The organism is Streptosporangium sp. NPDC050148 (assembly GCF_055586505.1).
In genome coordinates this window covers 137,573-151,936 of sequence record NZ_JBVJIA010000006.1, presented here as the reverse complement: position 1 = coordinate 151,936, position 14,364 = coordinate 137,573, and the positions used below count along the sequence as shown (strand labels likewise).

The following is a 14,364-nucleotide window of genomic DNA, read 5'->3' as shown; positions in this document are numbered from 1 at the left end:
CGTGACGACTGGGCGGCGTCCCGTTGATCGTGTCGGTGACCGCCCCGGTGACCGTTTCAATGATCGCCTCGATGGCCTCTCAGGTCACTACCGAAGTGACCGCTCGGTTCACGCCTCCTCCAGCATCTGCGCGGCGGTGTCGACGGCCGCCGCCACGTCGTCGTCGGCGGGGTACAGCAGGGCACGGCCCACCACCAGCCCCCGCACCCCGGGAAGCCGCAGCGCCCCGCGCCAGGCCGCGTGGACGACCTCCGGCGCCTCGCCCGGGTCGCCGCCCAGCAGCAGCGTCGGCAGCGTGGTGGCGCGCATCACCCGTTCCATGCCGTCCACGACCGGGATCTTCAGCCAGGTGTGCGCGGAGGTCGCGCCGAGCGCCTGGGCGACGTGGATGGAGCGGATGACCCCCTCGGGCGACAGGTCGTGGACGATCTCGCCGCCCACCCTGCGCGACCAGAACGGCTCGACCATGGCGACCAGGTCGTGCGAGGCCAGCTCGGTGACGGCCCGGCCGCACGCCTCCAGGGTGCGGGCGGTGGCCCGGTCGTCCACGCCGATCCGGCAGAGCATCTTGCCGCCGTCCAGGCGCGCCCGGACGATCGAGGAGGCGTCGTAGGCGGTGAACCGGTCGTCGAACTCGAACGCCGACCCGTGCAGGCCGCCCCGGTTCATCGACCCGATGACGACCTTCCCCTCCAGCGCGCCGAGCAGCAGGAGGTCCTCCACCACGTCCGGGGTGCCCAGCACGCCGTCCACACCGGGACGCGCCAGCGCCACGCAGAGCCGTTCCAGCAGCTCGACACGGCTCTCCATGGCCGCGGGACGGTCCCTGACGCCCACCATGCCCCTGGCGGTGTGGTCGGCGGCGACGATCAGGAGCCGGTCGCGCTCCTGGAGCAGGCTCCTGCGCTCCCGTGCCGCCAGCGCCTCGGCGATCCGGCCGGGATGGCGGGCCCGCGTGCTCGTCACCGTGGCCGTGGTCGTCACCGTGGTCGTGGCCGTCACCGTGGCCGTGGCCGTGGCCGTGGCCGGGCCCTTGGCCGTACCGGAGGCGGGTGCCGCGGGTGACGGCCCGCCCGGCCGGCCGGTGAGCAGGGCCGTCACCTCCTCCTGCCGGGGCATCGCGGGGGCGCAGGCCAGCCGGCCCGCGACGATCGCCCCGGCCGCGTTGGCGAACCGCAGCGTCTCCTCCAGGGGCCAGCGCTCCAGCAGGCCGTGGCACAGGGCCCCGCCGAAGGCGTCCCCGGCGCCGAGGCCGTTGACCACCTCCACCGACACCGGCGGCACCCGCACGGTCTCGGTCGCGGTCATGCCGAGCACCCCGGCCGGGCCCTGCTTGACGATCGCGAGCTCGACACCGGCCTCCAGCAGCGCCTCGGCGGCCGCCTCCGGGTCGCGCGTGCCGGTGGCGACCTCGACCTCGTCGAGGTTGCCCACCGCCACCGTGACGTGGCGCAGGGCCTCGCGCACCAGGTCGCGGGCCTCCTTGGGCCGGGGCCAGAACATGGGACGGTGGTCCAGGTCCAGCACGGTGTGCGGGACGCGCCCCCTGGCCCGCCAGGCGGCGAAGTGCGCGCTCCGGGAGGGTTCCTGGGACAGGCCGGTGAGGGTCGCCCAGAACAACCGCGCCCCGGCGACGGCCTCCAGGTCCAGCTCCTCGGGGAAGATCTCAAGGTCGGGCGCCTTGGGCAGGCGGTAGAAGTACAGCGGGAAGTCGTCCGGCGGCATGATCTCGCAGAACGTCACCGGGGTCGGCAGGTGCGCCACCGCGGTGACGTAGCGGTCGTCGACCCCGTACTCGCGCAGCGCGTCGTGCACGAAGAGCCCGAACGGGTCGTCGCCGGTCCTGGTGATCACGGCGCTGGTACGGCCCAGCCGGGCGGCGGCCACCGCCACGTTGGCAGGACTGCCGCCCAGGTACTTGCCGAAGGTCTCCACCTCGCGCAGCGAGACGCCCACCTGCAGCGGGTAGACGTCGACACCGGCGCGTCCCATGGTCAGGACCTCGATCACGGGCCCGCCCCGCCGCCCGGGCCGGCGAGCCCGTTCAGGTACGCCAGGCTCTCGGCGACGTTCTCCCGCGGGTCGGCGTCGGCCGCGTCCCCGGGGGCGATCACGACGTCCTGCTCCAGCACGTACCAGCCGTCGTACCCGGCCGCGGTCAGGCCCGCGACGATGGCGGGCACGTCCACGTCGCCCCGGCCCAGCGGGCGGTAGAGGCCCTCCTTGACGGCCCGGCCGTAGGGCAGCTCGCCCGCCCTGACCCGTTCGGCCATGGCGGCGTCCACGTCCTTGAGGTGGACGTGCGCGATCCGCCCGGCGGCCCGCGAGACCAGCTCGGCGGGGTCGGTGCCGCCCGCGAGCAGGTGGCCGGTGTCCAGGCAGAGCTGCACGGGGCTGCCGTCGAGCACCCGCTGCACCTCGCCGGGGTCCTGCACCACGGTCCCGACGTGCGGGTGCAGGGTGACGGAGCGGCCGAACTCCTTGGCGCTCTTGAGGATCCGGCGCAGGTTGGTCATGAGGGTCTTCCAGGCGGCGGCGTCCAGCTCGGGCCTGGCGTCGTAGCTCTCGCCGCCGGTGGAGGCGGCCAGCACGACCGTGTCCACGTCGCCGTCGGCGAAGGCGCGCATCGCGGCCCGGACCACCGGGAGCGGGTCGTGGTCGCCCTCGTGCAGGACCACCGGGACGAACCCGCCCACCGCGCGCAGCCCGTACTCGGCCAGCAGGGCGCGGCAGCGGGTCGGCGAGGGCGGCAGGAAGCCCTCGGGACCGAGTTCGGTGGCCGTCAGGCCCAGGTCCCTCATCTCGGTGAGCACCCGGGACCGGTCCAGCTGGTACCCCCAGCCGGGGACCTCGCAGACGCCCCAGGAGATCGGCGCACCGGCAATTCTCACAGGACCACCTCCGCGACGCGTACCGGGCGCCCCTCGCGCCGGGAGAGTTCCGCGGCCTCGGCGAGATAGAGCGCGGCCAGGGCGTCCTCGACCGTGCAGGGACTCTTCGTCTCCCCGCGCGCGGCGGCGAGAAACGCGTCCAGCTCGGCCACGTAGGCCGCCCGGAACCGGCTCGTGAAGTCGGGCCACGGCTCGCCGGGGGGTTGCAGCCCTTCGACGCTGGTCAGCGGCGCGCGCGGGTCGAGGCCGACGGCCCGGGTCCGCAGGGTGCCCGCCAGTTCCATCCGTACGTCGTACCCGGCGCCGTTGTAGCGGGAACCCTGCAGGGTGACGAGCGTGCCGTCGTCCAGGGTGAGCAGCGCGGCGCTGGTGTCGACGTCCCCCGCCTCGGCGAAGAACGTCTCCCCCCGGTTGGCGCCGGTCGCGTAGACGGTCTCGGCCTCGCGGCCGGTGACCCAGCGCAGGATGTCGAAGTCGTGGATGTGGCAGTCGCGGTAGATGCCCCCCGACAGCGGGATGTACCCGGGGTCGGGCGGCCGGGGATCGGCGCTGAGCATGTGCACCCGGTGCAGCGTGCCCAGCTCGCCGTCGGCCAGCGCCCTGCGCGCCGCGGCGTACCCGGTGTCGAAGCGGCGCTGGAAGCCGATGTGCACGACCGTGCCGCTCCGCCTGACCGCGTCGAGCACGCGCAGGGTCTCCGGTACGCCGGCCGCGACCGGTTTCTCGCAGAACACCGGCAGCCCCTCGGCGCAGGCGCGCGTCAGCAGCTCCGCGTGCGTCGCCGTGGGGGTGGCGACGACCAGCGCGTCGGCGTCGAAGGCGTCCCCCACCCGGGCTCCCAGCCTCGCGGCCACCGCCGCCGCCCGCTCGCCGTCCGCGTCGTTCACCACCAACTCGCCGACCCCGGGGTGCGCCGCCAGGGTCGCGGCGTGGAACGCCCCGATCCTGCCGAGCCCCAGCAGTCCAACACGCATGATGCCTCCGCGAAAGGAGAGAGCGGCCGATCTCCAGTTCTAGGCGAGGAGCCGGTCGTCGTCAAGAATTTGTCAGGACATAAGGACGATGTCATCCCATACGGGACACGGGGGCGGTCGCGGTGACCGGCACGTCGGAACGGCCCCGCCGACCGCGTGGCCGACACGGCGCGCGGCCGGTGTGGCCCGCGCGGTGGGGACGTCAGCGGGACAGGGCCGCCGCGAAGGCGCGGATCGTCCCGTCGGCGCGGTGGACCGGAAGCCGCGCGAACCCCATCACCAGCGCGGGCGGGCCGGGGGCGTGGCGCATCGGGGCCACCGGCTCCGTGGCCAGCCCGCAGGCCAGGGCCGCCTCCGCCGCCGACGCCTCGTCCCAGCCGGCCGGCAGCTCGGCGAGCAGGTGGAGCCCGGCCGAGACGCCCCGCACGACGATCTCGGGGAGGTGCTCGGCCAGGGCCCCCGCGAGGGCGTCGCGGCGGGCCCGGTACTCCCGGCGCATCCTGCGCAGGTGCCGGTCGTAGCCACCGGTGGTGATGAAGTCGGCCAGGACGTGCTGCTCCAGGACCGGTGAGCCGAGGTCGAGCTCGCCGCGGGCCAGCCGCAGCGACTCGGCGATCGGGGCCGGAGCGGCCACCCATCCCAGGCGGAGCCCGGGGGCCAGGGACTTGCTGACGCTCCCGGCCAGGATCACCCGGCCGGGGGCCAGGCCCTGCAGACAGCCCACGGGGTCGCAGTCGAAGCGGAACTCGGCGTCGTAGTCGTCCTCCAGGATCATCGCGTCGGTCGCGTCGGCCCACTCGATCAGCTCGGCGCGGCGCCGGGGGGAGAGCACGACCCCGGTGGGGTACTGGTGGGCGGGGGTGAGCAGCACGGCCCGCGCCCCGGTCGCGGCGAGGGCGCCGACGTCGATGCCCTCGTCGTCCACGCCGACCGCGACCGGGTCGGCACCGGCCGCCCGGAGCAGTGGGAGCTGGCGGAGACTGGTGGGGTCCTCGATCGCCAGCCGGATCCGGCCGGGACGCGCCGCGGGACGCGTGTCGTCCCGGACGAACCAGGCGAGGCCGTGCCGGTTCGCGACCTGGGGAAGCCTGCCGGCCAGCGCCTGGATCGCCAGGCTCAGCCCCTGGGCGACCCCGCCCACGATCACCAGTTCGTCCGGGCCGACGTCGGCCGCCCGGACCCTTCCGAGGTAGGCGGCCAGCTCCTCGCGCAGGGCGAGGACGCCGCCGGGATCGCCGTAGTCCAGGGCGCCGTCGGGCAGCGAGGTGAGCGTCCGCCGCATCGAGGCCATCCAGCGCTGCCGGGGGAACCCGCTCAGGTCGGGCGCGGCGGCACAGCGCCCGGCGGACGAGTCGCGCCCGGCCGCCGGAGCCTCCACGGCCTCCCGGGCGCTCCCGCCCGGTGCGGGACGCCCGGCCCGCGGGAGGCTCCCGTCCGGGAGGGGGCGTCCGGCCGGTGGGACCCTCCCGGTGCGCGAGAACCTCCCGGCCCGCCGGAGGCCCTCGGCACGCGAAGGGCCCGCGGCGGCCGGAGGGCTCTCATCCGGCGAAAGCCTCTGGGCCCGCGAAAGCCTCTCGGTCCGCGGAACGCCTCCGGTCCGCGAAGGACCGGACGTGGCGAAGCGGGCGGCGGCCGGGGCCACGGTGGTGCCCGCGCCGACCCTGGAGAGCAGGAAGCCCTCGGCGACCAGCTGCTCGTAGGCCTCCACCACCACACCGCGGGAGAGCCCGAGGTCCCTGGCCAGCTCACGGCTGGCGGGCAGGCGGACTCCGGCGGCCAGCCGCCCGTGCCGTACGGCCTCGCGGAGCTCGCGGGCGATCTGGGCGGCGACGCCGCCCGCCGACCGGTCGACGACGAGGTGCAGATCGGCCAATTGGCCCTCTTTTTCTCAGGATCATTGGACCCGGTGGACGAACCATTGCCTTCCTAGCATTCCGTACATGAACCACGATGTCAGCAGGTCGGAGCTGCGAGGGCCGGTCCAGGCCGCGGGCGGGATGTTCCTGGTCGGCACCCTGGCGGGGATCTCCGGAGTGATCGGCGACTACCCCGTCCACGGCGGCCAGGCCCTGCGCTACCTGGCGGCGGCCGTGATCCTGCTCACTGTCGCCCGGCTGGCGGGGCTGCGGTTCGTGCGCCTCACGCCCCGCGAGGCGGCGCTGCTGGTGGCGTTGGCCCTGACCGGGCTGGTGCTGTTCAACGTGTGCGTGATCGAGGGCACCCGGCACGGCGGGCCCGCCCTGGTCGGCACCGTCCTGGGCGCCGTCCCGCTGGCCCTGGCGCTGTTCGGCGGGCGGCCCTCGCGGAGGGTCCTCGGCGCGGCGACGGTGGTCGTCGCCGGGACGACGGTGGCCACCGGCCTGGGCAGCGGCGACCCGGCCGGGCTGCTCTGGGCGCTGGGCGCGCTGGGCTGCGAGATCTGCTTCTCGGTGCTGGCCCTCCCGCTGCTGCCCCGGCTGGGCGCGGTGCGCGTCTCGGCCTACTCCACGGTGCTGGCCGTACCGCTGCTGACGGCCGCCGGGCTGCTGGCGGACGGCACCGCGCTGGTCAGGGTGCCGACCGTGCCCGAGGCGGCCGGCCTGGCCTACCAGGCGGTGTTCGTGACGAGCGTGGCGTTCCTGCTGTGGTACGACGCCCTGCCGAGGCTCGGCCAGGGGACCGCCGGGCTGTTCGCCGGGCTGATCCCGGTCGGCGCCATCGTCACCGGCGCGATCCTCGGCCTGAGCGTCCCCACCTGGCCCGACCTGCTCGGCGCGGCACTGGTGGTCGCCGGGATCGCCATCGGTCTCAGCCCCAGGGGTTCACCCGCTGACGGGGCACGCTCACCCGCTGCGGAGGCACGTCGGCCCGCTGCGGCGGGCTCACCCGGCGCTCGCGGCTCTCGGCCCAGCGGGACGAGTTCGCCCGCCGCCGGGAGTCACCGGCCCGCTCGGGACGGCTGACCCGCCATCCGTGGGAGCCGGGGGAGGACACGGCCCCTCTCACCGGGGAGATGGCGATCGGCGCCTCGGTCAGGGCCAGGCGCGAGTCGGGCCAGCTCACCGGCCACTCGGGCGTCCGCCCCCCGGCCTCCTTGATGCTCGACAGCGTGATGGTGATCAGCGACACGGTCAGACCGGCCACGATGAAGACCGCCACGAGCACCAGCATGACGACGTTCCCGGCCACGACGGTGTTTCCGATGTCCATGATGTCCCTCGGCTTTCCCCGGACGCTCGGCCCGGCCTGTTTCCAGCTTCCCCCCTCCCTCCGAACACATATGGACAAAAGCCGCATATCCCACCAAGCCTTGTCCTGAATATTCGGTTTTCATCACATATGTCCCTACAGGTTTGCCCGACCGAGGGACGAACGTCCCCCGACCGGCAACCTCGGCCGGACCCTTCGGCCGGGCACCTGGGCGAAGCCTTACCCTCTAGGGAAAACGGAGCTGACCCCCGCACGAAGGATCGACGACGATGCCCGAGTTCGACTACACCGACCTGCTTCCCCTGGGACCGGACGAGACGGAGTACCGTCTGATCACCTCCGAGGGGGTACGGGTCGTCGAGGCCGCGGGGCGCAGCTTCCTGGAGGTCGAGCCCGAGGCGCTGCGGCTGCTCACCGAGACCGCGATCCACGACATCTCCCACTACCTGCGCTCGTCCCACCTCGCCCAGCTCCGCAAGATCATCGATGACCCCGAGTCGAGCGGCAACGACCGGTTCGTCGCCCTGGACCTGCTCAAGAACGCCTCGATCTCGGCGGGCGGCGTCCTGCCGATGTGCCAGGACACCGGCACCGCGATCGTGATGGGCAAGCGCGGCCGGCACGTGCTCACCGACGGCGCCGACGCCGAGCACATCTCCCGGGGCGTCTACGACGCCTACACCCGGCTGAACCTGCGCTACTCCCAGATGGCCCCGCTGACCATGTGGGAGGAGAGGAACACCGGCTCCAACCTGCCCGCGCAGATCGAGCTGTACGCCGAGGACCCGGGCGGCCACCCCGACGCGTACAAGCTGCTGTTCATGGCCAAGGGCGGCGGCAGCGCCAACAAGTCGTTCCTGTACCAGGAGACCAAGGCGGTGCTCAACGAGGCCAGGATGCTCCGGTTCCTGGAGGAGAAGATCCGCTCCCTCGGCACCGCGGCCTGCCCGCCGTACCACCTGGCGATCGTCGTCGGCGGCACGTCCGCCGAGTTCGCCCTGAAGACCGCCAAGTACGCCAGCGCCCGCTATCTGGACTCCATCCCCGCCGAGGGCTCCCCGGCCGGGCACGGCTTCCGCGACACCGACCTGGAGGCCAAGGTCTTCGAGCTCACCCAGAGGCTCGGCATCGGCGCGCAGTTCGGCGGCAAGTACTTCTGCCACGACGTCCGCGTCATCCGCCTGCCCCGCCACGGCGCCTCCTGCCCGGTCGCCATCGCGGTCTCCTGCAGCGCCGACCGCCAGGCCCTGGCGAAGATCACCCCCGAGGGGGTCTTCCTGGAGCGGCTGGAGACCGACCCGGCCCGGTTCCTGCCGGAGACCACGGACGAGCAGCTGTCGGACGACGTGGTGAGGATCGACCTCAACCGCCCGATGGACGAGATCCTCGCCGAGCTGACCCGGTACCCGGTCAGGACCCGCCTGTCGCTGACCGGGCCGCTCGTGGTCGCCCGCGACATCGCCCACGCGAAGATCGGCGAGCTCCTGGACGCGGGCGGCGAGATGCCCGAGTACCTCAGGAACCACGCGGTCTACTACGCCGGCCCGGCCAAGACCCCCGAGGGGTACGCCTCCGGCTCCTTCGGCCCGACCACGGCCGGGCGGATGGACTCCTACGTCGAGCGCTTCCAGGCCGCCGGGGGCTCCAAGGTCATGCTGGCCAAGGGCAACCGCTCCCAGCAGGTCACCGACGCCTGCAAGGCCCACGGCGGCTTCTACCTCGGCTCCATCGGCGGCCCGGCCGCGCGCCTGGCCCAGGACTGCATCCGGAAGGTCGAGGTCCTCGAGTACCCCGAGCTGGGCATGGAGGCCGTCTGGCGGATCGAGGTCGAGGACTTCCCCGCGTTCATCGTGGTCGACGACAAGGGCAACGACTTCTTCGCCGACTCCACCGGGCCGGTCCTGAGCATCGGCCGCCGCTGACCGTCCCCGGGTCGGCTCGGGTCGGTTCGGGTCGGCCCCGGTCCGGGTCGGCCCGGGCCGCACCGTCCCGGCCCGAATCGGTGAATTCGGGAAACGTACGGAATCGGTCTGATGTCACTCTCGGTTTCCGAACAATCACGAGAGAGAAAATCTGACCGAAGTTGGCAAGAAGATTCGGCCGGGTCTCTACTGGTCGCATTACGCAAATCGGTAAGCTGCACCACATGCGTGCGCCACCCGGATACCTTCTCGCCGCGCGCTACCGGTTGTCGGAACCGGTCGGCCGAGGCGGCATGGGCACCGTTTGGCGAGCGCAGGACGAGTTGCTCAACCGTGAGGTGGCGGTCAAGGAGGTGCGCCTCCCCCTGATCCTCGACGAGGAACTGCGCGCCGAGCTGTGCGCCAGGACCGAGCGCGAGGGACGGGCGACCGCGATGGTGGCCCACCCCTCGGTCATCACCGTCTTCGACGTCGTCACCGAGGACGAGCGCCCCTGGATCGTGATGGAGCTGCTGCGCGCCAGGTCGCTGGAGCAGCTCCTGCAGGACCACGGCCCGCTGCCGCCGCGCCAGGTGGCGGAGATCGGCCGCCAGGTCCTGGGGGCGCTGCGCGCCGTGCACGCCAAGGGCATCCTGCACCGCGACGTGAAGCCCAGCAACGTCCTGGTCACCGACGACCGGGCCGTGCTGACCGACTTCGGCCTGGCCGCCCTGGAGGGCGACGTGTCCATCACCCAGGCCGGCATCGTGCTGGGCTCGGCCGGGTACATCGCCCCCGAGCGCGTCCTGGGCGCCAAGGCCAGCCCGGCCGGCGACCTGTGGTCGCTCGGCGCGACCCTCTACACCGCCGTCGAGGGCAGGGGCCTGCACGGGCGCCGTACGGCCGCCGCCGCGCTCGCGGCGCTGACCAGCGGTGAGCCGATCCCCATGGAGCGTGCCGGGCCGCTGGCGCCGGTGCTGCGCGGCCTGCTCATGATCGACCCGAACGCCCGGCTGGACACGGTCCGGGCGGCGCTGATGCTCGCCCGGGTGGCGGCCGGCGGCACGGCCGAGGACCTCGTCCCCCGGCCGCCCGCGGCGCGGCCCGGCTCCAGGCCGTACGCGGACGGGTCCGACAGGGGTGCTCCGGCCTCGGCCCCGCCGTTCGGCCGCCGCTCGCAGCACCGCGGGCTGCACCGGGTCGGCTCCGCGCCGCCACCGGCCCCGCGTCCCACCTCGCCGGTCTCGCCGCCGCCACCGTCGGGGCCGCAGTCGGGGCCGTTCTCGGCACCGGCGCAGTCGCGGTCGCACCGGCGGACGAACGAGGGTGTCCACCGGAAAAATGTGGACATTTCTATAGGAAACAACTCGTTTGTCCGTTTCATGACGCCGTTCATCAGGTTGGTCCTCCCACGTCTTCTCTGGCCGAGGGAACTCCGTAAGCGCGGGTAAAGCACTTCTCAAGTGGGAATGGCTATCTTCTTCTCATGCCGGAACAGCAGACGCGCGTGCTCGCGGACCGTTATGAGCTGATCGCGCCAATCGGCCGGGGGACGATGGGCACCGTGTGGCGGGCCCACGACCGTTCCCTCGGCCGTGAGGTGGCGATCAAGGAGATCCGTCAGGAGCCCGGGCTCAGCGAGGCGGAGCGCACCGAACTTCGGGAACGGATGATCCGCGAGGGTCGTACGGCGGCCCGCATCAGCCACCCCTCGGTGGCCACCGTCCACGACGCCATCGTCGAGGACGGCAGCCCCTGGATCATCATGGAGCTCGTCCAGGCCCGCTCCCTGGAGCAGGTGATCGAGGAGGAGGGCCCGCTCCCGCCGCGCCTGGTCGCCGAGATCGGGGCCGACCTGCTGGGGGCACTGCGCGCGGCCCACGCCCAGGGGGTGCTGCACCGCGACGTCAAGCCCGGCAACGTGCTGATCACCGAGAGCGGCCGGGTGGTCCTCACCGACTTCGGCATCGCCAAGGCCGAGGGCGACACGAGCCTCACCAAGACCGGCATGGTGATCGGCTCCCCCGGCTACACGGCACCCGAGCGCGCCCGCGGCGAGCACACCGGCCCCGAGTCCGACCTGTGGTCGCTGGGCGCCACCCTCTACTTCGCGGTCGAGGGCCGCCCGGCCTATGAGCGGTCCTCGGTGGCGGAGACGCTGGCGGCGCTGATGAGCGAGCAGGTCGACCCGCCGACCCAGGCGGGACCGCTCCGGCCGGTGCTCGAACAACTCATGGAGAAGGACCACACGGCACGCCTGACGGCCGCCCAGGCGGGCGCGATGCTCCGGGCGGTGGCGGACACCCCCACGCACCTGGCGGACTCGCTGCCCTCCACCCCGCCCCCCGCCGCACCGCCCCGCGCGACCCCGGCATCCGCGCGGCCGTCCGCGCCCACCCCGAAGCCCGCGCCGGTCCCGAAGCCCGTGCCCGCCTCGAAGCCCGTGCCCACCCCGAAGCCCGTGTCCGCATCGAAATCCGTGTCCGCCTCGAAGGACGCGGAGCCGGAACGCGCCGAGCCGGCCGGGCTCCCGGAGGACGCCGACGCCGCGAAGGACACCGGCGTCCCCGCAGTCCAGGACGGCCCGGACGGTCCGGACGCCTCCGGGGACGACGACGCGGGCGGTTTCGACGCCGACCGCACGATGGTGGTCATCCGCCCCAAGGACGGCCTGCGCATCCCCGCCGAGCCGGCTCCCCCGGTGGCCGCCCCGGGCCGGTCGACGGCCTCGCCCTACCCGGACCGCCCGGCGCCCACCGACCTCGGCAGGCCGGTCGCGGGACGCCAGAGCTCCCCCTCCCTCGGTACGCCCGTCGCCCGGGGGCCCATGGCAGACCGTTCCCCGGGCGCCTTCGACGAGGCGGACGTCTCCTCGTCGGCCACCCCGCCCCACGGCTTCCCGGTGGCCGGGTCCGACCCCTCCGCCACCCCGCCGCACGGCTTCCCCGCGGCCGGGCCGGACTCCGGGCCGTCCACCGCGGTGCTCCCGCCGGTCCCCGCCCCGGCCGGTCCGGTGCCGCACGCGCCCCTGCCCGGTGACCGGTCACCGGGAGCGGGCGCGCCGTCCGGCCTTCCCGGGCGCCCGGGCCCGGCGGCACCCCAGCCCTGGCGCCCGCCGGGGCCCGAGGCCGGCCGCTCCCCCGGCCTGGGCACCGACCTGTTCGCGATCGCCGGGCAGAACGGCCACCCGGTTCCCGGGCAGCCGCAGGCCCCGCCCCGCAAGCCCAAGATCGGCATCTTCGTCCTGATGGGGGTGGCGGCGATCGCGCTCGTGGTGATCATGATCCTGGTGGTGGTGGCCTTCACCTGAGGAACGGCCCGCCGGGGCGGATCCTCCGTACGCGATACCCGTCGATGCCCGTTCAACCGGTTTGATTCCTCTCATAGGACGCAGACTGGATCCATGAGCGAGTATCGGATCGAGCATGACTCGATGGGCGAGGTACGGGTGCCGGCGGGCGCGAAGTGGCGAGCGCAGACCCAGCGGGCGGTGGAGAACTTCCCCGTCTCCGGGCGCGGGCTGGAGGTCCCGCACATCGCCGCGCTCGGCCTGATCAAGGCGCTCGCCGCCGAGGCCAACGCCGAGCTCGGGGTGCTCGACAAGGAACTGGCGCGGGCGATCGCCGAGGCCGCCACCGACGTCGCCGAGAACGAGTGGGACGGCGAGTTCCCGGTCGACGTCTTCCAGACCGGTTCCGGCACCTCCTCCAACATGAACGCCAACGAGGTCATCGCCACCCTCGCCGAGGAGCGGCTGGGCAGCCCCGTCCACCCCAACGACCATGTGAACGCCTCACAGTCGTCCAACGACGTCTTCCCCACCTCCATCCACGTGGCCGCCACGACCGAGGTGTCGTACCACCTGATCCCCTCCCTGCGGCACCTGGCGACCGCGTTGCGCGAGAAGTCGCTGGAGTTCGAGGGCGTGGTCAAGGCCGGCCGGACGCACCTGATGGACGCCACCCCGGTCACCCTGGGACAGGAGTTCGGCGGCTACGCCACGCAGATCGACAACGGCATCGCGCGGGTGCGGAGCGCCCTTCCCCGCCTCGCCCAGCTCCCCCTGGGCGGCACCGCGGTCGGCACCGGCGTCAACACCCCGCCCGGCTTCGCGGCCAAGGTCATCGAAAGGCTGCGCGAGGCCACCGGCCTGCCGTTCGCCGAGGCCCCCGACCACTTCGAGGCCCAGGGCGCCCGCGACGCCCTCGTCGAGCTGTCCGGCCAGCTCCGCACGGTCGCGGTCTCGCTCAACAAGATCGCCAACGACCTGCGCTGGATGGGCTCGGGACCCCGGGCCGGGCTGGGCGAGATCAACCTGCCCGACCTCCAGCCCGGTTCCTCGATCATGCCCGGCAAGGTCAACCCGGTCGTCCCGGAGGCGGTGACCATGGTCGCCGCCCAGGTCGTCGGGAACGACGCGGCCATCGCGTTCGCCGGCGCGTCGGGCACGTTCGAGCTCAACGTGATGCTCCCGGTCATGGCGCGCAACATCCTGGAGTCGGTGCGGCTGCTGGCCAACGTCTCCCGGCTGCTGGCCGACCGGTGCGTGCACGGCATCACCCCCAACGTCGAGCGGATGCGCGAGTACGCGGAGTCCTCGCCGTCGATCGTCACCCCGCTCAACCGGTACGTCGGATACGAGGAGGCCGCCAAGATAGCGAAGCAGGCCCTGGCCGAGCGCAAGACCATCCGCGAGGTCGTGATCGAACGCGGCCACGTGGCCAACGGCACCCTCACCGAGGAGAAGCTCGACGACCTGCTCGACGTGCTCTCCATGACCCGGCCGCCCTCGCAACCCGGGTGAGCCCTCGGGCCGGGATGTCCTCATCCCGGCCCCCCGGCGTCGCCGCTCCCGGGCACCTGGAAGACTTCTCGGCATGACCCAGATCAAGTTCTACGGCCGCCGGGACGTCTGGTCCGGCCGGCGCCGGCATGTCTCCGACCTCGTGCACGGTTGCCTGGTGGACGTCTGGCAGCTGCCCGAGGACAAGCGGTTCCACCGCTTCCTGCTGCTTGACGCCGAGGACATGATCTGCCCGCAGCGCAGCGAGCGGTACCTCATCGTGGAGATCGTCTGCTTCAACGGCCGGTCGGACGAGGCCAAGCGCAAGCTGATCCGTGCCCTGTTCACCCGGGCCGGTGAGGTGCTCGACCTCGCCGCCGAGGACCTGGAAATCATGATCATGGAGTCCCCCAAGACCAACTGGGGCATCCGCGGCCTCCCGGGCGACGAGCTGACGCTGATGTACCCGGTCACCATCTGACACCGCTTCACCCGCCGAACGATCTTGGGGCGGACGACACCGGAAGACCGTCCCTTCACCCCCCGGGGAACACCGGGCGGCCGGCCCCGTCCGTCGGGACGAGATAACGGATTCACCACATACTGGTGTGATATCGCCTGCAGGC

General features: G+C 73.2%; 11 protein-coding genes and 1 pseudogene. 7 read left to right on the top strand and 5 right to left on the bottom strand.

Features of this window, described 5'->3' with window-relative positions; translation table 11 throughout:
• Positions 1 to 108: 108 nt before the first annotated feature.
• The 5 genes and pseudogenes from ACZ6RT_RS08525 to ACZ6RT_RS08505 form a co-directional block, all read right to left on the bottom strand.
• Complete coding sequence (locus ACZ6RT_RS08525; protein WP_470152747.1) at positions 109 to 984, bottom strand: class I fructose-bisphosphate aldolase; 876 nt, start codon at positions 982 to 984, stop codon at positions 109 to 111.
• A 102-nt stretch (positions 985 to 1,086) separates the two neighbouring features.
• A pseudogene (iolC, locus tag ACZ6RT_RS08520) lies at positions 1,087 to 2,010 on the bottom strand (5-dehydro-2-deoxygluconokinase); the annotation flags it as partial.
• Positions 2,007 to 2,891, bottom strand: a complete 885-nt coding sequence (locus ACZ6RT_RS08515) for a TIM barrel protein (protein ID WP_399188037.1) — start codon at positions 2,889 to 2,891, stop codon at positions 2,007 to 2,009. The gene ACZ6RT_RS08515 and the pseudogene iolC, both read right to left, overlap by 4 nt.
• The gene (locus tag ACZ6RT_RS08510; protein ID WP_470152671.1) at positions 2,888 to 3,865 is read right to left on the bottom strand and encodes a Gfo/Idh/MocA family protein; all 978 of its coding nucleotides are present in this window, start codon (positions 3,863 to 3,865) and stop codon (positions 2,888 to 2,890) included. Before ACZ6RT_RS08510 ends, ACZ6RT_RS08515 begins: the two co-directional genes overlap by 4 nt.
• A gap of 202 nt (positions 3,866 to 4,067) precedes the next feature.
• Positions 4,068 to 5,738, bottom strand: a complete 1,671-nt coding sequence (locus tag ACZ6RT_RS08505; RefSeq protein WP_470152670.1) for an aminotransferase-like domain-containing protein — start codon at positions 5,736 to 5,738, stop codon at positions 4,068 to 4,070.
• 67 nt (positions 5,739 to 5,805) lie between these two features.
• Here ACZ6RT_RS08505 and ACZ6RT_RS08500 point away from each other — a divergent pair, with 67 nt between their 5' ends.
• From ACZ6RT_RS08500 to ACZ6RT_RS08470, 7 genes are all read left to right on the top strand, one after another.
• The gene (locus ACZ6RT_RS08500) at positions 5,806 to 6,807 is read left to right on the top strand and encodes a DMT family transporter (protein ID WP_470152669.1); all 1,002 of its coding nucleotides are present in this window, start codon (positions 5,806 to 5,808) and stop codon (positions 6,805 to 6,807) included.
• 50 nt (positions 6,808 to 6,857) lie between these two features.
• Entirely contained in the window at positions 6,858 to 7,163 is a 306-nt protein-coding gene (locus ACZ6RT_RS08495) for a hypothetical protein (protein ID WP_399188045.1), read from the top strand.
• A 160-nt stretch (positions 7,164 to 7,323) separates the two neighbouring features.
• Positions 7,324 to 8,976 (top strand): fumarate hydratase, encoded by a 1,653-nt coding sequence (locus tag ACZ6RT_RS08490; RefSeq protein WP_399188047.1) that lies wholly within the window; start codon positions 7,324 to 7,326, stop codon positions 8,974 to 8,976.
• A 224-nt stretch (positions 8,977 to 9,200) separates the two neighbouring features.
• A complete protein-coding gene (locus ACZ6RT_RS08485) occupies positions 9,201 to 10,406 on the top strand; it encodes a serine/threonine-protein kinase (RefSeq protein WP_470152668.1) in 1,206 nt (401 codons plus the stop codon).
• A 35-nt stretch (positions 10,407 to 10,441) separates the two neighbouring features.
• On the top strand, positions 10,442 to 12,265 hold the full coding sequence (locus tag ACZ6RT_RS08480) for a serine/threonine-protein kinase (protein ID WP_470152667.1): 1,824 nt from the start codon (positions 10,442 to 10,444) through the stop codon (positions 12,263 to 12,265).
• A gap of 93 nt (positions 12,266 to 12,358) precedes the next feature.
• Positions 12,359 to 13,759 carry a class II fumarate hydratase gene (locus tag ACZ6RT_RS08475; RefSeq protein ID WP_470152666.1) on the top strand — a complete coding sequence of 467 codons (1,401 nt, stop codon included), beginning with the start codon at positions 12,359 to 12,361 and terminating at the stop codon, positions 13,757 to 13,759.
• Between the two features lie 73 nt (positions 13,760 to 13,832).
• Positions 13,833 to 14,219, top strand: a complete 387-nt coding sequence (locus ACZ6RT_RS08470; RefSeq protein ID WP_344902607.1) for a tautomerase family protein — start codon at positions 13,833 to 13,835, stop codon at positions 14,217 to 14,219.
• The last annotated feature ends 145 nt before the right edge of the window (positions 14,220 to 14,364 follow it).

Excerpts from the sequence above, each read along its gene's own strand:
- ACZ6RT_RS08475 (WP_470152666.1), top strand. The coding sequence starts at position 12,359 with ATGAGCGAGTATCGGATCGAGCATGACTCGATGGGCGAGGTACGGGTG.
- ACZ6RT_RS08470 (WP_344902607.1), top strand. The coding sequence starts at position 13,833 with ATGACCCAGATCAAGTTCTACGGCCGCCGGGACGTCTGGTCCGGCCGG.
- ACZ6RT_RS08480 (WP_470152667.1), top strand. The coding sequence starts at position 10,442 with ATGCCGGAACAGCAGACGCGCGTGCTCGCGGACCGTTATGAGCTGATC.
- ACZ6RT_RS08485 (WP_470152668.1), top strand. The coding sequence starts at position 9,201 with ATGCGTGCGCCACCCGGATACCTTCTCGCCGCGCGCTACCGGTTGTCG.
- ACZ6RT_RS08510 (WP_470152671.1), bottom strand. The coding sequence starts at position 3,865 with ATGCGTGTTGGACTGCTGGGGCTCGGCAGGATCGGGGCGTTCCACGCC.
- ACZ6RT_RS08490 (WP_399188047.1), top strand. The coding sequence starts at position 7,324 with ATGCCCGAGTTCGACTACACCGACCTGCTTCCCCTGGGACCGGACGAG.
- ACZ6RT_RS08495 (WP_399188045.1), top strand. The coding sequence starts at position 6,858 with ATGGCGATCGGCGCCTCGGTCAGGGCCAGGCGCGAGTCGGGCCAGCTC.
- ACZ6RT_RS08500 (WP_470152669.1), top strand. The coding sequence starts at position 5,806 with ATGAACCACGATGTCAGCAGGTCGGAGCTGCGAGGGCCGGTCCAGGCC.